We start from the raw sequence: 24,558 nt of genomic DNA, 5'->3' as shown, positions 1-24,558 counted from the left end.
CAAGTTGATATTGAATTGTTGTGTTTTGGTAACGCCCATAAAGAAAAAAGGCACGTCACAAGTGACGTGCCTTTCGGAAGCTTAGCCTGAACGGTTACTGTTCGCTTTCATCGGTATATCGTTTCGCTTTATATGCCGGGTGCATCAGGTTCTGGGCGGAGAAGATATCGTCCAGTTCGGCTTCGGTCAACAATCCTCGCTCGAGAACAACCTCACGCACGCTCTTACCGGTTTCGGCACAAATCTTCCCGACGATATCGCCGTTGTGGTGGCCGATGAACGGGTTGAGGTAGGTGACGATGCCGATGGAGTTATAGACGTAGCCTTCACACACTTCTTTATTCGCGGTGATGCCGTTGATGCATTTTTCCAGCAGGTTGTAGCAGGCGTTGGTCAGAATATGGATAGATTCAAACATTGCCTGGCCAATCACCGGCTCCATCACGTTCAGCTGGAGCTGACCGGCTTCGGAGGCCATGGTGACGGTCGTATCGTTACCAATAACCTTGAAGCACACCTGGTTCACCACCTCTGGCACCACCGGGTTCACTTTAGCTGGCATGATGGATGAACCCGCCTGCAACTCTGGCAGGTTGATTTCATTCAGGCCAGCGCGCGGACCGGAGGAGAGCAGGCGCAGGTCGTTACAGATTTTGGACAGTTTCACCGCCAGACGTTTCAGGGCGCTGTGTACCATCACATAGGCGCCGCAGTCTGAGGTGGCTTCAATCAGGTCTTCCGCAGGCACAACCGGCAGGTTGGACACTTCAGCCAGCTTCTGTACTGCCAGCTGCTGATAGCCATCTGGCGTGTTCAGGCGTGTACCGATGGCGGTTGCGCCCAGGTTAACTTCCAGCAACAGTTCGGACGTGCGCAGCAGGTTTTTCGTCTCTTCGTTCAGCAGCACGTTAAACGCGTGGAATTCCTGTCCGAGGGTCATTGGCACCGCGTCCTGCAACTGGGTACGGCCCATTTTCAGGATGTCTTGGAACTCTACGGCTTTACGCTGGAAGCCATCGCCCAGCTGATTAATCGCGTCGACCAGTTTGACGATAGAGGCATACACCGCGATGCGGAAGCCGGTTGGGTAGGCGTCGTTGGTGGACTGACATTTGTTAACGTGATCGTTCGGGTTCAGGTACTGGTATTCACCTTTCTGATGACCCATCAGCTCCAGGCCGATGTTTGCCAGCACTTCGTTGGTGTTCATGTTGACGGAGGTGCCCGCGCCGCCCTGATAGACGTCAACCGGGAACTGATCCATGCATTTACCGTTGTTCAGCACCTCATCGCACGCGGCGATAATCGCATTTGCAGCGCTTTTAGGAATGGTTTGCAGCTCTTTGTTCGCCAGAGCCGCGGCTTTTTTTACCATCACCATGCCACGCACAAATTCAGGGATGTCGCTGATTTTGCTGTTGCTGATGTAGAAGTTTTCAATCGCTCTCAGAGTGTGAACACCATAGTAGGCATCCGCTGGAACTTCCCTGGTACCCAACAAATCTTCTTCGATACGAATGTTGTTTAACATGTGAACCTTCTTTTCAAGCTGCCGATGGATTGTACTAAACACACAGTATATATGTGGTTTTGAATATTTTATGACCGACGATTATTCCCTCAATCGGCCAGATGTTCGAGATCATATGCTGATGATAGCGAATTGCCGTAAGCTGGATCACTTATTATCGACCCGATTTCATGATAATTATTAATCTGTGAAATATGTCACCGCTTTAATATTTCCAGAAAAAATATCCGTGCAAACCGATTGAATTTTGGCTAACCGTCACCATTTCTTATCTACGCGCTTCGCGAACACATTCAGTCAGGGGCCTGAAGGCACCTGCCACACAGGAGATGCCAGTGCGCTGGATACCATTTATTGCTTTCTTTCTTTATGTTTACATTGAGATTTCGATTTTCATTCAGGTTGCCCATGTGCTGGGCGTCCTGCTGACGCTGATTCTGGTGATCTTCACCTCCGTCATCGGCATGTCGCTGGTGCGCAATCAGGGTTTCAAAAATTTCCTGTTAATGCAGCAGAAGATGGCCGCAGGCGAAAGCCCGGCAGCCGAGATGATCAAAAGCGTGTCGCTGATTATTGCTGGCCTGCTGCTGATCCTGCCTGGTTTCTTCACCGACTTCCTCGGCCTGCTGTTGCTGTTGCCGCCGGTGCAGAAGCACCTGACCATGAAGCTGCTGCCGCACCTGCGTTTCAGCCGTATGCCAGGCGGTGGTTTCAGCACCGGCCCGGGGGATACCTTTGAAGGGGAATACCAGCGTAAGGATGAGCAGCGCGACCGGTTAGATCATAAAGACGATCGGTGAGTTTGTGGCCCGGTGGCGCTCGCTCACCGGGCCTGCGGATCTTGCCGCTTCGGTAAAAACACCCACAGCCCCGCCAGCATGACGATGGCGTACACACTCTTCCATCCTACCATCGCCAGCAGCATCAGGCACAGGACACAACCGACAGCCGCCAGCGCCTTAAAGCGACCTTTCAGCAGCCGACAGCCCGCCAGCATGCACAGCAGGTAGATCATGATGAAAATACCGTTGGCGTAGACAATCAGCGCGTCAAGGTTGATGTCGAGGAGATAAATGGCCAGGGAACTCACCACGCAGCAGCCCAGTACGGTATTCAGCGCATTCACCGGAAGCTGACGTTTTGACAGGCGTGAGAGGGGGCTATCCGGTTTATAAAGTGCCTGAGACCACACCAGCCGGGCGAAGCTCTGAATATAGATGTTGAGGCTGGCAAAGCAGGCGAGATAGCCAATTACGCAGGCTACCCACAGGGCTTTAACGCCAAACAGCTGCACCACGATGCCCGGCAGCGACGCGGCGGCGGCTTTCTCTTCACCGAATGCGTTAAAGTGCAGCACCAGTACGGTACAGGCCCAGTACACGGTGCCCGCCAGCAGCAGGCCAATCATCAGGGCGCGGGGAAAATCACGCTCGGGCTGTTTGAACTCGGATGCCAGATGAGCGAACGCCTCCAGACCGACGAAACACCAGAACATGACGGATAGTGCAGCGAAAAGCTGTGCGTGGTCGATGTCGTTAATCGCGGGGAAAGGAATATCCGCCACCGTAATGTCACCCGCAAACCAGATGGCGACGATCAGCGCGACAATTAACACGGCGACCAGCGTTTGCAGATTGGCGCTGGAACTGGCCCCGCGCGAGCCAACCCACCAGACAATGGCCAGCGTACCGAGTTCAGCCAGCAGCAGTTGTTCATCGTGCCAGCCAAACAGCGCCTGTCCGAAGCCGGTTGCGATATGCAGGGCTGCCGGAAGGCCAACGGGTATCACCGACAAAAATAGCCAGCCGGTGACGCGCTCCATCCGCGGCCCAAACGCCATGCCGACAAAATGCGCTACGCCGCCTGCGCTCGGGAAGTGCCGCCCGAGTATGGCAAAGACAATCGCCACCGGAAACACCAGCACGATCAGCACCGGCCATGCCCAAAGACTGTTATTGCCGGCGACCAGCGCCGCCAGCGCGGGAACCGCAAATACTCCCGTGCCTAATAAAGACGTTGAGAGTAAGCCAATGCCCTGCGCCAGCCCCAACTCCTGCCTGAGTCCACTCATTTACCTCGTCCCGCCACCATCAAAAGAGAGTGGATGGTAACACTTTCGCAAATTTTTTTTCGATTACCCCTTGAAGGGGTAAAAAGCTATCCCCATCTCTCAGGGCACTAGCCGGAAAACCGCATGCGGACCGGCGTCATCCATAACTGATAATGACTTTCTCAAAGGAGAGCTATCAATGAGTATTCGTCCGTTACATGATCGTGTGATCGTCAAACGTAAAGAAGTTGAAACCAAGTCTGCTGGCGGCATCGTTCTGACCGGTTCAGCAGCAGCAAAATCAACGCGTGGCGAAATCATCGCTGTCGGTAAGGGCCGCATCCTGGAAAACGGAACTGTGCAGCCACTGGACGTTAAAGTTGGTGACATCGTCATTTTCAACGATGGCTACGGCGTGAAATCCGAGAAGATCGACAATGAAGAAGTGTTGATCATGTCCGAGAGCGACATTCTGGCAATTGTTGAAGCGTAATTAACGCACGAAACTGTACGAATTTGAGGAAATAAGAACATGGCAGCTAAAGACGTAAAATTCGGTAACGACGCTCGTGTAAAAATGCTCCGCGGCGTAAACGTACTGGCAGACGCAGTGAAAGTCACTCTGGGCCCGAAAGGCCGTAACGTAGTGCTGGACAAATCCTTCGGCGCGCCAACCATCACCAAAGATGGTGTTTCTGTTGCACGTGAAATCGAGCTGGAAGACAAGTTCGAAAACATGGGCGCACAGATGGTGAAAGAAGTTGCCTCTAAAGCGAACGACGCTGCCGGTGACGGCACCACCACCGCGACCGTACTGGCGCAGGCGATCATCACCGAAGGCCTGAAAGCCGTTGCTGCGGGCATGAACCCAATGGATCTGAAACGTGGTATCGACAAAGCTGTCGCCTCTGCTGTTGAAGAACTGAAAGCGCTGTCCGTACCGTGCTCTGACTCTAAAGCCATTGCTCAGGTTGGTACTATCTCCGCTAACTCCGACGAAACCGTAGGTAAACTGATCGCTGAAGCGATGGATAAAGTCGGTAAAGAAGGCGTGATCACCGTTGAAGACGGTACTGGTCTGGAAGACGAACTGGACGTGGTTGAAGGTATGCAGTTCGATCGCGGTTACCTGTCTCCATACTTCATCAACAAGCCAGAAACTGGCGCTGTTGAGCTGGAAAGCCCGTTCATCCTGCTGGCTGACAAGAAAATCTCCAACATCCGCGAAATGCTGCCAGTGCTGGAAGCCGTTGCGAAAGCAGGCAAGCCGCTGGTAATCATTGCTGAAGACGTTGAAGGCGAAGCGCTGGCGACTCTGGTGGTTAACACCATGCGTGGCATCGTGAAAGTGGCAGCGGTTAAAGCACCTGGCTTCGGCGATCGTCGTAAAGCGATGCTTCAGGATATCGCTACCCTGACTGGCGGTACCGTGATCTCCGAAGAGATCGGTATGGAGCTGGAAAAAGCGACCCTGGAAGACCTGGGCCAGGCGAAACGCGTTGTGATCAACAAAGACACCACCACCATCATCGACGGTGTGGGTGAAGAAGCTGCTATTCAGGGCCGTGTTGGTCAGATCCGTAAGCAGATCGAAGAAGCAACTTCCGATTACGACCGTGAAAAACTCCAGGAGCGCGTAGCGAAACTGGCAGGCGGCGTAGCGGTAATCAAAGTCGGTGCGGCTACCGAAGTTGAAATGAAAGAGAAGAAAGCACGCGTTGACGATGCCCTGCACGCGACCCGTGCTGCGGTAGAAGAAGGCGTGGTTGCTGGTGGTGGTGTCGCGCTGGTACGTGTAGCCGCTAAACTGGCTGGCCTGACTGCTCAGAACGAAGACCAGAACGTGGGTATCAAAGTTGCGCTGCGCGCGATGGAAGCTCCTCTGCGTCAGATCGTGTCCAACGCCGGTGAAGAGCCGTCTGTGGTTGCGAACAACGTGAAAGCGGGTGAAGGTAACTACGGTTACAACGCGGCAACTGAAGAATACGGCAACATGATCGACTTCGGTATCCTGGATCCAACTAAAGTGACCCGTTCTGCACTGCAATACGCGGCATCTGTAGCTGGTCTGATGATCACGACCGAGTGCATGGTGACCGACCTGCCTAAAGGCGACGCGCCTGACTTAGGTGCTGCTGGTGGTATGGGCGGCATGGGTGGCATGGGCGGCATGATGTAATCATGTTGTTCTGAACCTCTCAGAACGAACCCCGGGCAGCAATGCCCGGGGTTTTTTATTGTCTTCTACTCAAAGGTGCCTTTCACGCACACAACGCCTCCACGCACCATCTGGCGGCCTTTCGCCCAGACCTCACGGATCTTAAGATCATCGGTCAGCACCAGGACGTCGGCATCGCATCCGGGCGCGATCCGCCCTTTATGCTCCAGGCCGAGAAACTCCGCCACGTTACGCGTAAACGGAAGAAGCGCCTCCTCCAGCGGCAGGTGATACCGGCCGACCAGCTGCTGTAGCGTCTCAAGCAGGGACTCAAATCCCGCCACGCCAATGCCAACAAGATTACCATTTGCGTCAAAATTCGGCTGGCTGCCGTTGCCATCCGAGCTGAGCGTGAGCCGGTTAAACGGCACCTGTGCTTCACGGGCCGTCGCGATAGCGGTGGCGGCATCAACAGGCTCGCTGATGCTGGTGGTGATGTCGATGTACCCCCCTTCGCGGGCATAGTCCAGTGCGGCGTGGAACAGTGCCTGGGCGCGGTTGACGTGAGTTGGCAGCAGCTTCGTGCGGGGCACGTCGGCGTTATTCAGGATGTTAAGCAGCGGCTCCAGCAGTTTCGGGCTGTTGCCGAGGTGAAACACGGATATCCCCGCTTTGGCACCCAGCAGCCCGCCGACGCGTGACTGGGCGGCCATATTCGCGAGCTGGTCATCTGCCGGAGCGGAAGAGCGATGGTCGGAAATCGCGCATTTCACGCCAATGATTTTATCAATCAGCGCCACATCCTTTTCGATACTCCCGGTAATCGTCGGAGAAGGCAGGCCATACGCGCCTGTCAGCATCCACGTGCTGATCCCTTCATGCTCAAGCGCCCGCGTTTTCGCCAGCAGCGACTCGGGATGGCGGGTCACGCCGTCGGTGCCCAGCAGGCCAACAACGGAGGTGATGCCAGCCGCCACCAGCGCAGACAATCGCACCTCTGGCGTCCGGGTGTGGGGACCGGCTTCACCGCCGCCGCCAATCAGGTGTACATGCTGATCGATAAACCCCGGACAAACCACCGCTCCGGCGAGATCGCTTTCAGGACAGTCTGGCCTCGTTGTGGCGTGGCCCGCTTTTTCGACTGCGACGATTTTTCCTCCGGCAATCAGCAGATCGCAATGCCCAAGATCCTCGGGAGCGTAAAGCTGCGCATTGCGGAAAAGGTGCGGTTCCAGCACTGAAAAATCCATTTTTATCTCCTCAGAAGAGTAGCTGCATCACCCACATTGAGAGCAGGGCGTTAATGACGCAGACAGCGATGATGTGCGGATAATATTTCGGATTGACGCCTGCGGTGCCCAGGCAACGGCCCGTGTTTTGCACCGGATTACCCATCAGATAGATGGCAGGCAGCAGGATGGTGGCATCGTGACCGTTGAGCGTGCCGGCAGCGACCAGACTGGCGCAGACCCCCACACCGCCGCCCATGCTCATTACCGAGGCCAGAAGAACCGTTGCCGCCGCACCCGGAAGTCCCCACAGGGCCATGATGGGCTCGCATACCCTGCCGACAATATCCAGCAGGCCGGTTACCTTGAGCGCCTGAATGATGACAAACGCCATGACCACGTTCGGCAGCAGGCTGGTGGTGGCGATGGTAAAGCCGCGGCGGGCGCCATCGATAAACAGGTCCATGATATTTTTACGCGGCTGGGCGATCATTTTTCCTCCTGAACGCGGCGAACTTCCATGTGGGCGATCCACAGTCGCAGGAAGTTCGCGCCAACAAATTTGAACACCAGAATGACGGCAAGCGGCGTGATCACCGGGACGGTAATAAAGGTAAAGAGTGCGGCACCAGAAGAAAAATAGTTGGTAATAATGGCGCTACCGCTGGTCTGGAAGGTGGCGAAAATGGCGCGTTCATGGTCAGTAATCGCCCCTTCGTCAGTCAACTCTTTGGTCATCCCTGCGGCTGCATCGGTATTTTGCAGGTTGGCGATAAGCGCCAGAGAGCAGATGCCCGGCACGCCGAGCAGCGGGCGCAGAATGGGCGTCATGAGCTGTTGTGCGGCACGCAGCCCGCCCAGCCCCTCGGTAACGGCAATGATCCCGAGCGATAAAATGACCGAGGGCGCCAGTTCAAGGGCAAATAAAAAACCGTCTTTCGCTCCTGTGCCGCCCTCACCGCGAAACGTCAGCGCGCCGTTCACCGGTCCAAAGCTGCCGTTCAGCACGGTAAAATCCAGCACGCGCCACCATTCGGTACTTTTGGCGAAAAAACCTGAGAAAAATACGATGGTGAGCACGAACGCCAGGTAGCCCACCCAGGTTACTTTTTCCTCTCCTGAGGATGATGCACTCATGAAACCCCCTTTTTTGAGTCGCGTACAAAAGTTGTACGTCGCATCACTAAAAACGATCGGGGGCTAAAACACGATATCCCAAAGGTTATTATCAGAATTCATTTAAGATGTCGGAGGAGTGCCAGCGGAATCTGGCTCGCAGAAATGCTCAGCATTTTTCTTTTGGTCATCTTTTTAGTATAAGGTTTACACGCGGACAACTACTGTCCAGCTTATTGAAAACGAGGAATAACATGCGCATAAAAGTCTGTGCAGGGATTGTAGGTGCAGCATTGCTGCTGGCGGGTTGTAGCACCAGCAATGAGCTGACGGCAGCGGGCCAGAGCGTTCGCTTTGTGGAAGATAAGCCGGGCAGCGAATGCCAGCTGTTAGGCACCGCCACTGGCGAGCAAAGCAACTGGATGTCGGGGCAGCACGGCGAAGAGGGCGGCTCTATGCGCGGTGCGGCCAATGCCCTGCGTAATCAGGCTGCGGCAATGGGCGGCAACGTCATTTACGGGGTGAGCAGCCCGACGCAGGGGATGCTGTCCAGCTTTGTGCCAACCGCCAGCCAGATGAACGGCCAGGTCTATAAGTGCCCGAACTGATATAACTTTTTGATGGCGCTGCCGCTTTATCTCCAGGGCAGGTAAGCGTAGCGCCACCTGCCTTTTTACTGCTGCCGCAGCTGCAAATCCAGCGGCGTCTTACTCGGCTCTCCGCCAATCTCACGTGCCAGCTTCGGCACCATATAACCCGAAACCAGCGTTAACAGCTCGCGCATAATCTTCCGGGCCTCTTCATCTGTCACCATGAAGTGCGCCGCGCCCTGGACGCGATCCAGAACATGCAGGTAATAGGGCATTACGCCCGCATCAAATAAGGCATTGCTGAGATCGGCCAGCACGCGGGCGCTGTCGTTCACGCCGCGCAGTAATACGCTCTGGTTGAGCAGCGTCACGCCTGCCTTTCGCATACGCGCCATCGCCGCACGAAAGTCCGCGTCAATTTCATTCGCGTGGTTGATATGGTTCACCAGCAGCACCTGCAAACGGGACTGATCCAGGCGCGTGACCAGGGCGTCGGTGATACGCGCCGGGATGACGATCGGTAAACGGCTGTGAATGCGCAGACGCTTAATGTGCGGGATGGTCTCAAGCTGAGTCAGCAGCCAGTCCAGCTCATGATCTTTTGCCATCAGCGGGTCGCCGCCGGAAAAGATGATTTCATCCAGTTCCGGGTGCGCCGCGATGTAGTCCAGTGCCACCTGCCAGTTGCGTTTATTGCCCTGATTTTCGGCGTACGGGAAGTGGCGACGGAAGCAATAGCGGCAATTTACCGCGCAACCACCCTTAACCAGCAGCAGGGCGCGATTACGGTATTTATGCAGCAAACCCGGTACGACACTGTTTTGCTCTTCCAGCGGATCGGTGCTGTATCCGGGGGCGGTAATAAACTCATCCTGAGAGGTAAGCGTCTGTTTTAATAATGGATCATCAGGGTTACCCTTTTCCATTCGGGCAACAAACGCGCGGGGAACGCGCAGGGCGAAAAGGCGCTTCGCCTCACGACCTGCACGCAACGCTTCGTGCTGTTCGAGGTCTAAAAGACGCAGCAATTCATCAGGACTGGTGATTACATCGGCAAGTTGCGATAACCAATCTTCTCTGGACGGGGTGTTTAGGGTTACAATATGCGCCATTTTGTGGCTTAGCTACCAGTTAACAAATTTAGAGGGCCTTATGGCAACGTACTATAGCAACGATTTTCGTGCTGGTCTTAAAATCATGATGGACGGCGAACCGTACGCGGTTGAAGCCAGCGAATTCGTTAAACCAGGTAAAGGCCAGGCATTCGCACGCGTTAAGCTGCGCCGCCTGCTGACCGGTACCCGTGTTGAGAAAACCTTCAAATCTACTGACTCCGCTGAAGGCGCTGATGTTGTCGATATGAACCTGACTTACCTGTACAACGACGGTGAGTTCTGGCACTTCATGAACAACGAAACCTTCGAGCAGCTGTCTGCGGACGCGAAAGCGATTGGCGACAACGCCAAGTGGCTGCTGGATCAGGCTGAGTGCATCGTTACCCTGTGGAACGGTCAGCCTATCGCGGTTACGCCTCCGAACTTCGTTGAGCTGGAAATCGTTGAAACCGATCCAGGTCTGAAAGGTGATACCGCAGGTACTGGCGGCAAGCCTGCCACCCTGTCTACCGGCGCGGTGGTTAAAGTGCCACTGTTCGTACAGATCGGTGAAGTGATCAAAGTGGATACCCGCTCCGGCGAATACGTATCCCGCGTGAAGTAATTTACGTCATGATTAAAGGCGCAGCGCCCGCTGCGCCTGATTTTGCAGGCAGGGAAGATGAAACGTACCGTTAAGATTCTGCTTCTGTTAGCGTTCTCCAGCGCAATTCTCTCCGGTTGCAACACCGCGCGTGGCGTGGGCGAAGATATTCAGGATCTCGGCCATATCATTTCCCATGCGGCCAGCTAATTCCGTCTAATTTTCCTAAAAATTCTTCCTTTTCCGTCAAACGACAAGATCTTGTCTATTCTTAAGTTGCTATACACAAAATAACTTTGGCTATAAAAGGAAGATATTATGGTTAAGAAAACAATTGCAGCGATCTTTTCTGTTCTGGTGCTTTCTTCGGTACTGACTGCATGTAACACCACCCGTGGCGTAGGGGAAGATATCTCCGACGGTGGTAACGCGATTTCTGGCGCAGCAACTAAAGCTCAGAACTAATGAAAGCGACGGTACGGCAGCTAACTTCACCGTACCGTCAATTCTCCACTTCCTGTAGCGATAAAAACGGGGAGTAACGCGTATCCATATGAAGCTTCATGCGGATATTGCGTTTGTACGTATACACCGTTTTTCCGTTAATGCGCAGATTGCTGGCAATTTTCTGGTTGCTCGCACCATCCATCCACAGGGTCAGTACTCTCTCTTCCTGACGCGTCAGTAACGGTGCCGCCATTTCCGGAAGCTCCGCGCTTACGCATGTCGTTAGCGCGTCGTTTATCACCGCCGCCAGTTTTTCCAGATCGGTATTTTTGGAAAGTGAAGACCATATCGGGAACTGCGCCAGATAATCTGTCATCGCCTGCTCCTGCCCCGATTGCAGCATAATAAAAGGCAATGTTTCGCTGGCAATAAGCAGGGAAGATAGCTGCTGAAAATGGTGTAAATCCTGCCGGAAGCCCGATAAATCAGCGATGACCAGCGCAGGTTTCCATTGCAGGATATGCTCTCTGGCGAGGAAAAGATTATTTACCCCGGTTACGACGAAATGACCCGAAAACAGGTCTGAATGATTGAGCCAGGCTTCAAATCCCGTGCGGGTGAAGTGACAACGGTCAATCAAAAGAATTTTGAACATATAATTTTCGCAGTCGGCTAGTGGTTTGGCTTCCTGCCATCAGAAAGCCTATCATCATAGAGAAGTCGGATGAGTCATAAATGCCTGAACTCCGTGCCTTACTGAGGCTATTTCTTGCCTTAACGTGTTCAGCAGAAAAAGTTTGAAAAAAAATTCCATACTAACCAAAATATAAGGCGCAACCTCAGCCTTGCGGGACGACCCGTAAGCGCTTCATTCATCGGGGACGGCCCCAACTTGTCGTTAAGTTAAGGAGCCTGATATGTCCTGGATCGTTCTTGTTATTGCCGGTTTGCTCGAAGTGGTATGGGCAATTGGCCTGAAATATACCCACGGTTTTACCCGCCTGACGCCCAGCGTCATCACTATCGCCGCAATGATTGTCAGTATCGTCATGCTGTCATGGGCGATGCGAACCTTGCCAGTCGGAACGGCTTACGCTGTCTGGACTGGAATTGGCGCGGTAGGGGCTGCCATTACCGGCATTCTGCTGCTGGGGGAGTCTGCGAGTCTGGCGCGCATCGCCAGCCTCGCGTTAATCGTCGCGGGTATCATCGGGTTAAAACTCAGTACGCACTAATGCAGCTGTTTTACCCAGATTAATTTCGTCACGTCAAACCCTTGCCGGGTCGCTATGTCCAGCATCTGCTGTTTCATTTCCGTCGAGATCGTTGGCGTGCGGGAGAGGAGCCATAGATAGTTGCGATCCGGCCCACACACCAGCGCATGGCGGTACTCTCTGTCCAGCGCAATGACGTTATACCCGCCGTAGAATGGGCCGATGAAAGAGACTTTCATGGCCGCGCGGTTAGACGCGCCGGTGAAATAGGCCTGACCAACTGACTGCTGCCACATCTGGCGATCCGGGTTATAACCGCGGTTAATGACCCGGATCCCGCCGTCATCCATCGCGCTGTAGCTGACCGTGACTTTTTCTAAGCCCCGTTCGAACTGATGGTCCATTCGGGCGATTTCATACCAGGTGCCGAGGAAGCGCTGTGCGTCGAAATTACTGACTACCGTGACGCCAGGCGGAGGAGTAGGGGAACTGCAAGCAACCACTAAAAACGCGGCTGTTACTGCGGCAATAACAGGCAGAATGCGCATAGGAGTTTCCTTACTGTTTTTTGTTAAGTGTAGATGACAGCAAGGAAAATGCGGGAGATTGTGCAGGGTGTTTTGCCGGGTGACGGCTTCGCCTTACCCGGCCTACAAAGTTCACGCGTTGTGTAGGCCGGGTAAGCGCAGCGCCACCCGGCAATGTTTTACTGTAGCGCCTCGAGGATATGGTATGCCGCCTCAACGCGTGCCGGGTTCGGATAGCTTGTATTCGCGAGCATCACAATACCGATCTGCTTTTCAGGAATAAAGGCCACGTAGCTGCCAAACCCGCCAGTAGAGCCCGTTTTATGGACCCAGGACGCTTTGACCGGGGGAGCCGGTGGATTCACTTCTGCCACGGGCAACGGCGCCAGCGCTACCTTACTGTCACTGCCCTCGACCACCGTGTTGGCCTCCACGGGCCAGTTGAGCATCTCCCAGCCCAGACCCTGATACATTGACCCGATACGCCAGTAGCGCGACTGCGCCAGCGCGATGCCCTGCTTAAGTGAGGCATCAGCAACGTTCTCCGGCGCCATGTTTGCCATGACCCAGTTCGCCATATCCTGCACGTTGGTTTTCACGCCATAGGCTTGTGCATCCAGCATACCCGGCGAAACACGCACCGCTTTACCATCACGATAGCCCCAGGCGTAATGCGCCTCTTCCGCTTTCGGCACGTTAATCCAGGTATGGTCCAGCTTGAGCGGCTTAAGGACCCGCGTCGTCATGGCTTGCTCATAGGGCATGCCAGAAGGTTTGACCGCCAGCGCACCAAAAGACCGATGCTGGCGTTGGCGTAAAGACGCGTTGTGCCAGGCTTCCACTGCGGCTGCCAGTTTTGATAAAAGCGCAGCAGGGAGGCGTTATCCGTGACCTCATCCGGTACCTGTAGCGGCAGGCCGCCAGCGGTGTAGGTGGCGAGATCCAGCATACGAATACCCTGCCACTGCTTGCCCGTCAGCTGTGGCCAGTATCTGGTCACCGGATCGTCCAGCGAAATTTCACCGCGAGCAATGGCATCCCCACCTAAAACGCCGGTGAAGGTTTTACTTATAGAACCCAGCTCGAACAGGGTCTGAGGCGTAACGGATTTATTCGCCGCGATATCGGCCTTGCCAAACGTGTAATAGTGCGGTTTTCCCTGATAAATAACGGCCACCGCCATGCCTGGAACAGACTGGGCTTTCATCAGCGGGGTAACCGTATTCGCGACCACCTCCGCCAGCTGTTTTTCTGACACTGGCGTGGCGAGAGCAGAGCAAGAGATGCCGAGCAGCAGGGCGCAGCAAAGGGATTTTTTCATCATCAGTAATCTTCCGTAATAGCGAGTCAAGGGGATGTCCGGGCCCGTCAGACAGGCGTAGTCTGTTGGATTTGACAGTGCCTGACAAACGGTTAAATTTAGCATTAGCTGTTAATTTTTCTAACGGAAGCGACCATGACGCGAAGCTATCTACCCCTCAATTCGCTTCGGGCTTTTGAGGCCGCCGCAAGACATCTCAGCTTTACGCATGCGGCCATTGAACTGAATGTGACGCATTCGGCTATTAGCCAGCATGTGAAAACGCTGGAGCAGCACCTGAACTGTCAGCTGTTCATTCGCGTGTCGCGCGGGCTGATGTTGACTACCGAGGGCGAAAATTTACTGCCGGTGCTGAATGATTCGTTCGATCGTATAGCCGGAATGCTGGATCGCTTCGCTAACCATCGTGCGCAGGAGAAGCTGAAAATCGGCGTGGTGGGTACGTTTGCCACCGGGGTCTTATTCTCGCAGCTGGAGGATTTTCGCCGTGGCTACCCACACATCGATCTTCAGCTTTCCACCCATAACAACCGCGTTGATCCGGCTGCCGAAGGGCTTGACTATACGATCCGCTACGGTGGCGGGGCGTGGCACGGTACCGAGGCTGAATTTCTTTGTCATGCGCCGCTCGCGCCGCTGTGTACGCCTGATATTGCCGCCAGTCTGCACAGTCCGGCCGACATCCTCAGGTTTACGCTGCTGCGCTCCTACCGACGCGACGAGTGGACCGCGTGGATGCAGGCGGCCGGCGAGCATCCCCCTTCGCCAACGCACCGCGTGATGGTATTTGATTCGTCCGTGACCATGCTGGAGGCCGCTCAGGCAGGGGTGGGTATTGCTATTGCGCCTGTCGATATGTTTACCCATCTGTTAGCCAGCGAGCGCATTGTGCAGCCCTTTGCGACGCAGATTGAGCTCGGCAGCTACTGGCTGACCCGATTGCAGTCCCGGGCAGAAACGCCAGCCATGCGCGAATTTTCCCGGTGGCTGGTGGAGAAGATGAAAAAGTAAAAAGCCCGCCGGATGGCGGGCCTGTTCAGTCAGATGGTGACCACGGCAATCAACGTGACGACCGTCAGAATGGTCGCCAGACCGTAGAAGACCCATTTACCGCTTGGCACATGGATTTTCAGATCGTGCATCGCATGGTGGATACGATGCAGACCACACCACAGCGGCAGGACGATCATCAGGAAGATGAACACGCGGCCAATAAAGCTGCTCGCAAAGGCCAGTACGCGCTCATAGCTCAGCGCATCGCCCGGGAACAACCCCAGCGGCAGCATGATCCCGACCAGCAGGATAATGACCGGGGCAATAATGGCGCTCCACATGCCGCCTGCGCCAAACAGCCCCCAGAAGACCGGCTCGTCTGAACGTTTTGGATTTGGATTGATCACAGTAGTCTCCTTACCAGAACAGTGCGACAAACAGAATGACCACAGAGACAACTGCCGTCACTGCCCAGAGCCCTTTAATGACCGGCTCTGGCCCCATTTTTTCGCCTTTTACAATGATGTTCGCTGCTTTTGGCGCCAGTTCAAACCAGGTTTTGGTATGAAGCAGCGCGGCGGCGAGCACAATCAGGTTCAGCACAACGATGATTGGGTTTTGCAGGAAGCCCACAAAACTGGCCCAGGCTTCCGGGCCGTGCTTGAGGGCATAAACCCCGTACAGCAGTTCGAGGCTGAACCAGACCGCGGGAACAGCCGTGCCTTCACGCAGCATATAGAAGCGATAAAACGGCAGTTTTTTCCACCAGGTGGACGGCATTGGCCGCACGTAGGCTTTGCGTTTAGTCGTCATCATGCACTCCTTAGCGTGGTTTCAGGGTAGCGATAAGAAAGTCTTTCGAGCTTTCCACCTTTCCCTGCTGAATGGCGGCGGCCGGGTCGACGTGCTTCGGACACACTTCGGAGCAGTAGCCCACGAATGTGCAGCTCCAGACCCCGTTCTGGCTGTTAAGCTGCGCCATACGTTCTTTTTTACCGTGGTCGCGGCTGTCTTCGTTATAGCGGTGCGCCAGGGTAATGGCGGCCGGGCCGATGAACTCAGGGTTCAGGCCAAACTGCGGACAGGCGGCATAGCACAGGCCGCAGTTGATGCAGCCGGAGAACTGATGGTATTTCGCCATCTGCGCGGGCGTCTGGGTGTTTGGCCCCTGATCCGGCATGCGCGGGTTGCCGATGATGTACGGCTTAATCGCTTCGAGGCTTTCGATAAAGTGGGTCATGTCGACCACCAGATCGCGCTCAATCGGGAAGTTGCCCAGCGCTTCAACCTTGATACCTTTGGTGTAATCACGCAGGAAGGTTTTACACGCCAGCTTTGGCACCTTGTTGACCATCATGCCGCAGGAGCCGCAAATTGCCATGCGGCAGGACCAGCGGTAGCTCAGGTCTGGGGCCAGGTTATCTTTAATATAGCCGAGCGCATCCAGCAGGGAGGTTTGCTCGTCGTAAGGGACTTCATAGAAAGCGCTGTGCGGCGCGGCGTCCACTTCCGGATTGTAGCGCACCACTTCAATTTTCAGTTTTTGCATCTCAGCCATTCGCCTTCTCCTTCTTATCGGCGGCTTCTGCTTCTGCACCGTACACGCGTTTCGCCGGTGGCAGCGTGGTGATTTTCACGTCGCTGTAGTCCAGTCGCGTAGTGCCATCCGCATCGCGCCAGGCGAGAGTATGTTTAAGGAAATTGACGTCGTCACGTTCGGTGCAGCCCTCATCCAGGCGCTGGTGCGCGCCGCGGGACTCTTTACGCGCCAGGGCGGAATGGGCCATACATTCTGCGACGTTCAGGCCGTGGCCCAGTTCAATGGTATAAAGCAGATCGGTATTGAAGACGCTGGAGGTGTCGGTGATGCGCACGCGTTTGAAGCGCTCCTGCAACTCGGCCAGCTTGTCGACGGTTTTCTGCATCAGCTCTGGCGTACGGTAGATCCCGCAGCCTTCTTCCATCGACAGCCCCATTTCGTCGCGGATCTTCGACCAGTTTTCGTTACCTTCCTGGTTCACCAGGCCTTTCAGGCGTTTTTCGACGTCTGCAACCTGCGCATCCAGCGCCGCGCTGTTAGCTTCACCTGCCGTTGCGGCACGCTCCATCGCACGTTCGCCCGCCATGCGACCAAAGACCACCAGCTCAGCCAGCGAGTTCGAGCCCAGACGGTTTGCGCCGTGCAGACCGACGGAGGAACACTCGCCCACCGCAAACAGCCCTTTGATGCGGGTTTCGCACTGCTGGTCGGTTTCGATACCGCCCATGGTGTAGTGCGCGGTTGGACGCACCGGGATCGGCTCTTTCACCGGATCGACGCCCACATAGGCTTTCGCCAGCTCGCAGATAAACGGCAGACGCTCCAGCAGTTTCTTCTCGCCGAGATGACGCAGGTCGAGATGCACCACGTCGCCGCGCGGCGTTGAGATGGTGTTGCCTTTGCGCCACTCGTGCCAGAAAGCCTGAGAAACTTTGTCGCGTGGGCCGAGTTCCATGTATTTGTTTTTCGGCTCGCCAAGCGGGGTTTCCGGACCCATGCCGTAATCCTGCAAATAGCGATAGCCGTTTTTGTTGACCAGAATACCGCCTTCACCGCGGCAGCCTTCCGTCATCAGTATGCCGGAGCCCGGCAGGCCGGTTGGGTGATACTGGACGAACTCCATATCACGCAGCGGGACGCCGTGGCTAAGTACCATGCCCATACCGTCACCGGTGACGATGCCGCCGTTGGTGTTGTAGCGGTATACGCGACCCGCACCGCCCGTTGCCATCACCACCGCATTCGCGCGGATCTGGACAAGCGTGCCTTCCATCATGTTCATCGCCACCAGTCCGCGCGCATGACCGTCGTCGACCAGAATGTCGAGAACGAAATGTTCGTCAAAGCGCTGGATTTGTGGGAACTGGAGGGAGGTCTGGAACAGGGTGTGCAGCATGTGGAAGCCGGTCTTATCGGCGGCAAACCAGGTGCGTTCGATCTTCATGCCACCGAAGCGGCGGACGTTGACGCTCCCGTCCGGACGTCGGCTCCACGGGCATCCCCACTGTTCCAGCTGGGTCATTTCCGTTGGGCAATGGTGCACGAAGTAATCAACGACATCCTGTTCGCAAAGCCAGTCGCCCCCTGCAACCGTGTCGTGGAAATGGTATTCGAAGCTGTCATGATCCTGCGCGACGGCGGCGGATCCTCCTTCTGCGGCTACCGTGTGGCTGCGCATCGGATAGACTTTTGAAATCAATGCGATTTTAGCGTTCGGATTGGCTTGTGCCGCAGCAATTGCAGCGCGTAATCCAGCCCCGCCAGCGCCTATTACGGCAAGATCGGCTTGAAAAGTTTGCACGACATTCCTCCAGATTTTTGTTTTCCCGCAACGGGATGAACTAAAGGACGTTCACCTGCCCGAACGGGCGATTGCGGAAGCGATTCCACTGCTCCTTTATGGGTAAAACAGTATAACCGCGTAGAAGTGAGGGAAATTTGACGTGTTCGATTTTTTTGCTGTTCTGTGCGGTGATTTATCATCGTGATTAATGAATGGCGTCACAGTATTTCTCTGTGCAATGAAAAAGGACTTTTACTGTGCAAAATTTGTCTCTGCCCCGGCTTACGAGTAGACTTCGTGCCCTTGTCTGAAAACGGAGAAATAACTCATGAGCGAAACGGCCACCTGGCAGCCGAGCGCATCCATTCCAAACCTGCTAAAGCGCGCAGCAATTATGGCGGAGATCCGCCGTTTCTTTGCCGACCGCGGCGTCCTGGAGGTGGAAACGCCGTGCATGAGTCAGGCGACGGTCACGGATATTCATCTGGTCCCGTTTGAAACCCGTTTTGTTGGCCCAGGCCACTCTCAGGGCATGAATCTGTATCTGATGACCAGCCCGGAATACCATATGAAGCGTCTGCTGGCGGCCGGGTGTGGTCCGGTCTATCAGCTGTGCCGTAGCTTCCGTAATGAAGAGATGGGCCGACACCATAATCCGGAATTCACCATGCTGGAGTGGTACCGCCCGCACTACGACATGTATCGTCTGATGAACGAAGTTGACGATCTGCTGCAACAGGTGCTGGATTGCGCGGAAGCTGAAACGCTCTCCTATCAGCAGGCCTTCCAGCGCCATCTGGAAATCGATCCGCTGTCGGCTGATAAAACACAGCTGCGTGAAGTGGCGGCAAAACTGGATCTGAGCAACGTGGCGGATAACGAAGAGGATCGCGACACGCTGCTGCAACTGCTGTTCACCTTTGGTGTTGAACCGCAGATTGGCAAAGATCGTCCGACGTTTGTCTATCACTTCCCGGCCAGCCAGGCCTCACTGGCGCAGATCAGCACCGAAGATCACCGCGTGGCGGAGCGTTTTGAGGTGTATTTCAAAGGCATCGAGCTGGCGAACGGTTTCCACGAGCTGACCGACGCGCGCGAACAGCAGCAGCGTTTCGAGCAGGATAACCGCAAGCGCAACGCGCGCGGTCTGCCGCAGCAGCCAATTGATAACAACCTGCTGGAAGCGTTAAAGGCCGGTCTGCCGGACTGTTCCGGCGTGGCGCTGGGCGTGGATCGTCTGGTCATGCTGGCGCTGGGCGCCGAGCAGCTGGGCGATGTGATTGCCTTTACGGTCGATCGCGCCTGAAAAAATGCCGGGTGGCGCTGCGCTTACCCGGCCTGCTCGGTCATTTAACTCTGCCACATTAAAAACTGCTCATTTCTCTCTATACGGGTCTTTTTCTTAATTTGACTCGGATAGCCACATTGTTTGTCTGGTCATCTGCTACCATCCGCGCAGTTTAATTCCGTTTCGGATGGTTATATGTCTCACTCACTCAAAAAAATGACCCTTACCGGGCTCATTCTGATGATTTTTACGTCAGTCTTTGGCTTTGCCAATAGCCCGTCCGCGTTTTATCTGATGGGCTACAGCGCGACGCCGTTTTATATCGTTTCCGCTCTGTTCTTCTTTATCCCGTTTGCGCTGATGATGGCGGAGATGGGCTCGGCGTACCGGAAAGAAGAAGGCGGCATCTATTCGTGGATGAACAACAGCGTCGGTCCGCGTTACGCGTTTATCGGTACGTTCATGTGGTTTTCATCCTACGTCGTCTGGATGGTCAGCACGGCGGCCAAGGTTTGGGTGCCGTTCTCAACGTTTCTCTTCGGTGCGGATAAAACGCAGGTCTGGTCTCTGGCGGGGCTGAGCTCCACGCAGGTGGTCGGTATTCTGGCGGTGTGCTGGATGGTGGTGGTCACGCTGGTGGCCTCGAAAGGCATCAACAAAATTGCCCGTATCACTGCCGTTGGCGGCATTTCCGTGATGTGCCTGAACCTGGTGCTGCTGCTGGTCAGCATCGCCATTCTGTGCCTTAACGGCGGGCATTTCGCACAGGAAGTCAACTTCGTTTCATCGCCTAATCCGGGTTACCAGTCCGGGCTGGCCATGCTCTCCTTTGTGGTGTTTGCCATCTTTGCTTACGGTGGAATTGAAGCCGTGGGCGGGCTGGTCGACAAAACCGAAAATCCGGAAAAGAACTTCGCCAAAGGTATTATCTTTGCCGCCATCGTCATTTCTATTGGCTACTCACTGGCGATTTTCCTCTGGGGCGTCAGCACCAACTGGCAGCAGGTGTTGAGCAATAACACCACCAACCTCGGCAACATTACCTACGTGCTGATGAAAAGCCTGGGGGTGACGCTGGGCAACGCCATGGATCTCGCGCCGGAAACGTCGGCCACCCTGGGGATCTGGTTTGCGCGGATTACTGGCTTGTCGATGTTCCTCGCCTATACTGGCGCATTCTTCACGCTGATCTACTCGCCGCTGAAAGCGATTATTCAGGGGACGCCAAAGGCGCTGTGGCCCGCACGTATGACGCAGCTGAACGCTGCCGGTATGCCTGCCAACGCGATGTGGATGCAGTGCCTGCTGGTGTGCGTGTTCATTCTGCTGGTGTCCTTCGGCGGTGATACCGCGTCGGCGTTCTATAACAAGCTGACCCTGATGGCGAACGTATCGATGACGCTTCCGTATCTGTTCCTGACCCTGGCGTTCCCGTTCTTTAAGGCGAAGCGGGATCTGGAGCGGCCGTTTGTGATCTTCAAAACCCGCGCGGCGACGCTGCTGGCGACCACTGTTGTGGTGCTGGTCGTCGCGTTCGCCAACATCTTTACCGTCATTCAGCCCGTGGTTGAGGCAAATGACTGGAACAGCACGCTGTGGATGGTTGGCGGACCGATCTTCTTCTCGCTGCTGGCAATGGGGATTTATGAGCATTACCGTCGTCGCTCGACGGCCTGTGTAGCAGAAGTGGCGTAAAGGATTGACCCCCTCCCGACGGGGAGGGGGAAAGGATTACAAACTTCCCGCCGGGCGCGTACGCGCCGCTGACGTCAACGTTCTTCCCGTCTTACGTCCGTCCAGCGTTTCCAGACGCATCTGGAACGGTGGGAACGGCATATCAATTCCGTGCTCGCGGAAGCCAGCCAGAATCAACTGGTGGATCTCATGGCGCAGCGGCATACGGTGTCCCATCTCGGCGGCGTAGATACGCAGCTCGAAAATCTGGATCCCCTGCTGCAAATCAACCAGGAACACTTCCGGCGGCGGGTTGTCGATTACCAGCGAACAGCGTTCAGCAGCCGTATAGAGGATCTGAGTCACCTCTTCGCTGTTGGCATCCGACGGAGCGGGTACGGTCAGCACCACACGCGTGACGGAGTCGGACAGCGACCAGTTGATAAACTGCTCGGTGATAAACGCCTTGTTCGGGACGATGATCTCTTTACGGTCCCAGTCGCTGATGGTGGTGGCGCGGGTGTTGATCCTGGTGACGCTGCCGGTGAGATCGCGGATGGTCACCGTATCGCCAATTCGAATCGGCTTTTCAAACAGAATGATCAGACCAGAGACGAAGTTGGCAAAAATCTCCTGTAAACCAAAACCCAGGCCTACGGTCAGGGCGGCAACCAGCCATTGCAGTTTTGACCATTCGATACCAATCATCGAGAAGCCAACCAGCCCACCAAACAGCATGATTAAATACTTGGTGATGGTGGTGATCGCATAGCCTGTGCCGGGGGTTAAATCCAGATGCTGCAACAGCGCCAGCTCCAGCAGGGCAGGGAAGTTACGGATCAGCTGCGTGGTGATGATCAGCACCAGAATCGCAATCAGCACGGCCCCTAAGGTGATGGGCTCCAGACTTTCGACCCCCTGCACCGTGGACGTCACATCCCATAAAGAGATGTTCTCCAGGAAGCCAAACGCGGAGTGGATTTCCGACCACAGGAAGATCACCGACAGCAGGGCAACCAGCATCAGAATTGAGCGTACCAGCCGCAGGGACTGGGTACTGATCGCATCCAGATCCAGTTCGACGTCATCGGCGTCTGTGGTCCCTTCGGTGCTGTTGACGTGGTTCGGCTCTTCTTCACCCCGCGCGCGCTGGGCCAGAATTTCTGCGCGACGGTGTTTGGCACGGTCAAACGCCAGACGACGACGCTGGATCAGCATGCCGCGGCGAATAACATGGTAGACCACCAGCAGCAGGAACCAGATAGCCACCGACGTTTCCAGTCGGGCGAGCAGCGCCTGCGACGTGGCGAGATAACCGACCGCTGCCGCCAGCATCGCCGCCAGCGGCGCGCTGAGCAGCAGGTTCCACAGCAGACGGTTAAACATGTTATCGCCACTGCCGGTCTTGTCGAGATAGAGCGGGATCCCGGCGCGTTTCAGGCTGAGCGTCACTACCGCTAACGCCCCGCAGATCAGCATAAAGCACAGCCGTCCCAGCGAGCCGGAGAACTCCCGGTCATTGAGATTATCGAACATGATCAACGCCATAATCAGCGGCACAATCAGCCCGATACTCATCAGGTAGTAACGCATCGCCCGCGCAACGCGATTACGCGGCCAGCCAAAGTGAGCGATGAACAGACCATTTGGCCGCGCAAACGTGGCGCAAATCATCACCACCCACAGCAGCGGAACGGTGGCGGTCACGCCATCGCCAATCGCGACGGCAAGCGGGTAGGGCCAGGCTTCACGCAGGCCGTATCCGAGCGTCATCCACAGCACCGGCAGCGGAGACGCGACCAGAATTGACCAGAACACCGTACGCAACGTCAGCCAGAAGTGATCCTGGGTTACTTTTCCCACTCGGGCGCTGGAGCGTTCAAGGAAACGGGTAAAGTGACGACGGGAATAAATACTGAAGCCCACCAGAATCAGCGCCCCCAGCAGCGGGAAGATGGTCTCCTTGCTGGTTATCATCATTACGCTGGCGAGGCCCAGCTGGCTGAAGGTGTCCAATGAAATGAGGCGGCGCAGATCCTGCACAATCTCAATCGGCCAGGCGAAGGTCATCGGCCGCACGTCGGACGTCCAGAAAAGGTAACGGTGCGTGGCTTCGTTGACCTCTTTCAGCGCATCCTCCAGCTGGCTATTCGAGACTTTCAGCTTAGTCAGCTCAAGGATCAGCGTATCGCCTCCCTGCAACAGGGAATTGAGCAGTTCGCGTTGGGTGCGCAGCTGCGCTTCCAGAATACGACTTTGCTCGCCGGTGAGCGGCTGTCCGTCAGCCTGACGGATCTGGCGGATTTGCGGCTGCTTGTTGAGGAGATCTTCATAATGAAGACGCTGAACGCGCAGCTGCGCCATCTCCGTATCAAGCTGCTGCGGTTTTGGCATCTCTGGCAGACGAGCCACCTGCGCGCGTAACGCTTCGCCCAACAGGTTAGACGAGCCAAGCCACTGGGACTGTTCGCGTAGCGTGTTGAGCGCCTGACGAACCTGGAGGGTTTGATTGGTGGCCTGACGCTGCTGCGAGGCCACCAAATCCATGCGCTGCGCCTGCTGATTCAGCGCGGCAGAAAGCTCGCGGTTAACCTTAAACTGGGCGACGATGCTGTCGGGCAGGTTAGCACTGTTTTCGGCCAGTAACTCGGTGCTTTCCAGCGCACGTTCAGCTTCACGCTGACGCTGGCTGTTGAGTTGATTTCTCAGCGCCTGGAGATATGCATCCAGCTGCTGGCTCTGCTTCTGCGCCAGCTCGGAACGCATCCGCGACAGCTCCTGGCGGTTGTTAGCGGAAAGCTGCGCCAGCTCCAGTTCATCAACCAGCGCTTTTAGTCTGGCGGATTCCGCCTGTAACCCAAGATTTTGCGCCTGATTCTGCGGTGTGCTGCCTGTCTGCGTCCCGATGCGACGTTCCACCTCATTTAACTGACGGCGAGCATCGGTTTGCTGCTGTGGAAGCTGGCTGAGGGAATCGGCAATTTCACGCGCCCGTTCCTGCTCCTGCTGCGCCAGCCGGCTTTTTTCCAGCAGCTGGCTGCTGACTTGCAGGATCTCCTGATTCAGCGCCTCGGACGTCATCCCCGCGGGGACCTGGCGTGGTTCATCGCGCAGGTTGTTTAGCTGCGAGCGCAGGGTCTGAGAGAGTTTGGGGAAGTTGTCGATAACCTGCTGATACTGCTGCGCGCGCTCAAGGGAACCCTTTCGTTCCTCAAGCGCGTTCAGTGCAGACTGGAGTGACTCAACGGTCTCCGGCTGAGCGGGTTTCGCCGCTTTTGCCTGCTCCAGCTCCTGGGTTATCTGTTTGGCGTCGGGGGCCGTCGCTGCGTACGCCCCCATGCTGAGGCACCAGGCCATCAGTAATACGATAATCGGGCGCACGTCAGCGATCCTTCTGTT

24 protein-coding genes and 1 pseudogene are annotated in these 24,558 nt (G+C 55.7%); 11 read left to right on the top strand and 14 right to left on the bottom strand.

Annotated features, from left to right (window positions below; genetic code table 11):
• Positions 1 to 94: 94 nt before the first annotated feature.
• Positions 95 to 1,531 (bottom strand): aspartate ammonia-lyase, encoded by a 1,437-nt coding sequence (aspA, locus tag SK54_RS21485; RefSeq protein WP_015572444.1) that lies wholly within the window; start codon positions 1,529 to 1,531, stop codon positions 95 to 97.
• A gap of 335 nt (positions 1,532 to 1,866) precedes the next feature.
• Here aspA and SK54_RS21480 point away from each other — a divergent pair, with 335 nt between their 5' ends.
• Complete coding sequence (locus SK54_RS21480) at positions 1,867 to 2,331, top strand: FxsA family protein (protein ID WP_003855925.1); 465 nt, start codon at positions 1,867 to 1,869, stop codon at positions 2,329 to 2,331.
• Between the two features lie 23 nt (positions 2,332 to 2,354).
• On the opposite strand, the gene yjeH is transcribed toward SK54_RS21480, so the two are convergent.
• On the bottom strand, positions 2,355 to 3,602 hold the full coding sequence (yjeH, locus tag SK54_RS21475) for an L-methionine/branched-chain amino acid transporter (RefSeq protein ID WP_032646955.1): 1,248 nt from the start codon (positions 3,600 to 3,602) through the stop codon (positions 2,355 to 2,357).
• Positions 3,603 to 3,780: 178 nt separating this feature from the next.
• Here yjeH and SK54_RS21470 point away from each other — a divergent pair, with 178 nt between their 5' ends.
• Together SK54_RS21470 and groL are read left to right on the top strand one after the other, a co-directional pair.
• Entirely contained in the window at positions 3,781 to 4,074 is a 294-nt protein-coding gene (locus SK54_RS21470; protein ID WP_003855929.1) for a co-chaperone GroES, read from the top strand.
• Positions 4,075 to 4,113: 39 nt separating this feature from the next.
• Positions 4,114 to 5,760 carry a chaperonin GroEL gene (gene groL / locus SK54_RS21465; protein ID WP_015572446.1) on the top strand — a complete coding sequence of 549 codons (1,647 nt, stop codon included), beginning with the start codon at positions 4,114 to 4,116 and terminating at the stop codon, positions 5,758 to 5,760.
• Between the two features lie 65 nt (positions 5,761 to 5,825).
• Here groL and iadA read toward each other — a convergent pair whose 3' ends face one another.
• Genes iadA through SK54_RS21450 form a run of 3 tightly spaced genes read right to left on the bottom strand, consistent with a single transcriptional unit; the run spans position 5,826 to position 8,105 of the window.
• On the bottom strand, positions 5,826 to 6,989 hold the full coding sequence (gene iadA / locus SK54_RS21460; protein ID WP_047728104.1) for a beta-aspartyl-peptidase: 1,164 nt from the start codon (positions 6,987 to 6,989) through the stop codon (positions 5,826 to 5,828).
• Between the two features lie 10 nt (positions 6,990 to 6,999).
• Positions 7,000 to 7,461, bottom strand: a complete 462-nt coding sequence (locus SK54_RS21455) for a YjiG family protein (RefSeq protein WP_047728106.1) — start codon at positions 7,459 to 7,461, stop codon at positions 7,000 to 7,002.
• Positions 7,458 to 8,105, bottom strand: a complete 648-nt coding sequence (locus SK54_RS21450; RefSeq protein ID WP_017694685.1) for a nucleoside recognition domain-containing protein — start codon at positions 8,103 to 8,105, stop codon at positions 7,458 to 7,460. Before SK54_RS21450 ends, SK54_RS21455 begins: the two co-directional genes overlap by 4 nt.
• 233 nt (positions 8,106 to 8,338) lie before the next feature.
• On the opposite strand from SK54_RS21450, the gene SK54_RS21445 reads away from it, so the two are divergent.
• Positions 8,339 to 8,692 carry a DUF4156 domain-containing protein gene (locus tag SK54_RS21445; protein ID WP_003855938.1) on the top strand — a complete coding sequence of 118 codons (354 nt, stop codon included), beginning with the start codon at positions 8,339 to 8,341 and terminating at the stop codon, positions 8,690 to 8,692.
• Between the two features lie 65 nt (positions 8,693 to 8,757).
• On the opposite strand, the gene epmB is transcribed toward SK54_RS21445, so the two are convergent.
• Complete coding sequence (epmB, locus tag SK54_RS21440) at positions 8,758 to 9,786, bottom strand: EF-P beta-lysylation protein EpmB (RefSeq protein ID WP_032652269.1); 1,029 nt, start codon at positions 9,784 to 9,786, stop codon at positions 8,758 to 8,760.
• Positions 9,787 to 9,826: 40 nt separating this feature from the next.
• Here epmB and efp point away from each other — a divergent pair, with 40 nt between their 5' ends.
• From efp to ecnB, 3 genes are all read left to right on the top strand, one after another.
• The gene (gene efp / locus SK54_RS21435; protein ID WP_003855940.1) at positions 9,827 to 10,393 is read left to right on the top strand and encodes an elongation factor P; all 567 of its coding nucleotides are present in this window, start codon (positions 9,827 to 9,829) and stop codon (positions 10,391 to 10,393) included.
• A 57-nt stretch (positions 10,394 to 10,450) separates the two neighbouring features.
• On the top strand, positions 10,451 to 10,582 hold the full coding sequence (locus tag SK54_RS21430) for an entericidin A/B family lipoprotein (RefSeq protein WP_015572451.1): 132 nt from the start codon (positions 10,451 to 10,453) through the stop codon (positions 10,580 to 10,582).
• A gap of 108 nt (positions 10,583 to 10,690) precedes the next feature.
• Positions 10,691 to 10,837: a lipoprotein toxin entericidin B gene (ecnB, locus tag SK54_RS21425; RefSeq protein ID WP_003855942.1), complete on the top strand. Its 147-nt coding sequence runs from the start codon at positions 10,691 to 10,693 to the stop codon at positions 10,835 to 10,837.
• Positions 10,838 to 10,874: 37 nt separating this feature from the next.
• On the opposite strand, the gene SK54_RS21420 is transcribed toward ecnB, so the two are convergent.
• Positions 10,875 to 11,474 (bottom strand): helix-turn-helix transcriptional regulator, encoded by a 600-nt coding sequence (locus SK54_RS21420; RefSeq protein ID WP_047716192.1) that lies wholly within the window; start codon positions 11,472 to 11,474, stop codon positions 10,875 to 10,877.
• Between the two features lie 262 nt (positions 11,475 to 11,736).
• On the opposite strand from SK54_RS21420, the gene sugE reads away from it, so the two are divergent.
• Positions 11,737 to 12,054 carry a quaternary ammonium compound efflux SMR transporter SugE gene (gene sugE, locus SK54_RS21415; RefSeq protein ID WP_015572453.1) on the top strand — a complete coding sequence of 106 codons (318 nt, stop codon included), beginning with the start codon at positions 11,737 to 11,739 and terminating at the stop codon, positions 12,052 to 12,054.
• On the opposite strand, the gene SK54_RS21410 is transcribed toward sugE, so the two are convergent.
• Together SK54_RS21410 and blaACT are read right to left on the bottom strand one after the other, a co-directional pair.
• A complete protein-coding gene (locus SK54_RS21410) occupies positions 12,051 to 12,581 on the bottom strand; it encodes a lipocalin family protein (protein ID WP_023295791.1) in 531 nt (176 codons plus the stop codon). The genes sugE and SK54_RS21410 overlap by 4 nt on opposite strands.
• A 158-nt stretch (positions 12,582 to 12,739) precedes the next feature.
• Positions 12,740 to 13,884: pseudogene (gene blaACT, locus SK54_RS21405) on the bottom strand (ACT family cephalosporin-hydrolyzing class C beta-lactamase).
• Between the two features lie 132 nt (positions 13,885 to 14,016).
• On the opposite strand from blaACT, the gene ampR reads away from it, so the two are divergent.
• Entirely contained in the window at positions 14,017 to 14,892 is an 876-nt protein-coding gene (gene ampR, locus SK54_RS21400) for a LysR family transcriptional regulator AmpR (protein ID WP_023302952.1), read from the top strand.
• A 29-nt stretch (positions 14,893 to 14,921) separates the two neighbouring features.
• On the opposite strand, the gene frdD is transcribed toward ampR, so the two are convergent.
• From frdD to frdA, 4 genes are read right to left on the bottom strand one after another with little or no spacing between them, the layout of a single operon-like run.
• Positions 14,922 to 15,281 (bottom strand): fumarate reductase subunit FrdD, encoded by a 360-nt coding sequence (gene frdD, locus SK54_RS21395; RefSeq protein ID WP_000609653.1) that lies wholly within the window; start codon positions 15,279 to 15,281, stop codon positions 14,922 to 14,924.
• Between the two features lie 10 nt (positions 15,282 to 15,291).
• On the bottom strand, positions 15,292 to 15,687 hold the full coding sequence (frdC, locus tag SK54_RS21390; protein WP_017383964.1) for a fumarate reductase subunit FrdC: 396 nt from the start codon (positions 15,685 to 15,687) through the stop codon (positions 15,292 to 15,294).
• 10 nt (positions 15,688 to 15,697) lie between these two features.
• Positions 15,698 to 16,432 carry a fumarate reductase iron-sulfur protein gene (frdB, locus tag SK54_RS21385; protein ID WP_048247922.1) on the bottom strand — a complete coding sequence of 245 codons (735 nt, stop codon included), beginning with the start codon at positions 16,430 to 16,432 and terminating at the stop codon, positions 15,698 to 15,700.
• On the bottom strand, positions 16,425 to 18,215 hold the full coding sequence (frdA, locus tag SK54_RS21380) for a fumarate reductase (quinol) flavoprotein subunit (protein ID WP_047728108.1): 1,791 nt from the start codon (positions 18,213 to 18,215) through the stop codon (positions 16,425 to 16,427). The genes frdB and frdA overlap by 8 nt, the downstream gene beginning before the upstream one ends.
• Before the next feature lie 310 nt (positions 18,216 to 18,525).
• Between frdA and epmA the strand changes: the two genes are divergently transcribed.
• Together epmA and yjeM are read left to right on the top strand one after the other, a co-directional pair.
• Positions 18,526 to 19,503 carry an elongation factor P--(R)-beta-lysine ligase gene (gene epmA, locus SK54_RS21375; RefSeq protein ID WP_045340464.1) on the top strand — a complete coding sequence of 326 codons (978 nt, stop codon included), beginning with the start codon at positions 18,526 to 18,528 and terminating at the stop codon, positions 19,501 to 19,503.
• A gap of 177 nt (positions 19,504 to 19,680) precedes the next feature.
• Complete coding sequence (gene yjeM / locus SK54_RS21370) at positions 19,681 to 21,180, top strand: glutamate/gamma-aminobutyrate family transporter YjeM (RefSeq protein ID WP_032646974.1); 1,500 nt, start codon at positions 19,681 to 19,683, stop codon at positions 21,178 to 21,180.
• Positions 21,181 to 21,216: 36 nt separating this feature from the next.
• On the opposite strand, the gene mscM is transcribed toward yjeM, so the two are convergent.
• The gene (gene mscM, locus SK54_RS21365) at positions 21,217 to 24,540 is read right to left on the bottom strand and encodes a miniconductance mechanosensitive channel MscM (RefSeq protein WP_017383961.1); all 3,324 of its coding nucleotides are present in this window, start codon (positions 24,538 to 24,540) and stop codon (positions 21,217 to 21,219) included.
• Positions 24,541 to 24,558 lie beyond the last annotated feature (18 nt).

It is taken from the genome of Enterobacter sp. MGH120 (genome assembly GCF_001037725.1).
GTDB classification, from domain to species: domain Bacteria; phylum Pseudomonadota; class Gammaproteobacteria; order Enterobacterales; family Enterobacteriaceae; genus Enterobacter; species Enterobacter hormaechei_C.
This window is presented reverse-complemented; position numbering and strand designations above follow the sequence as displayed.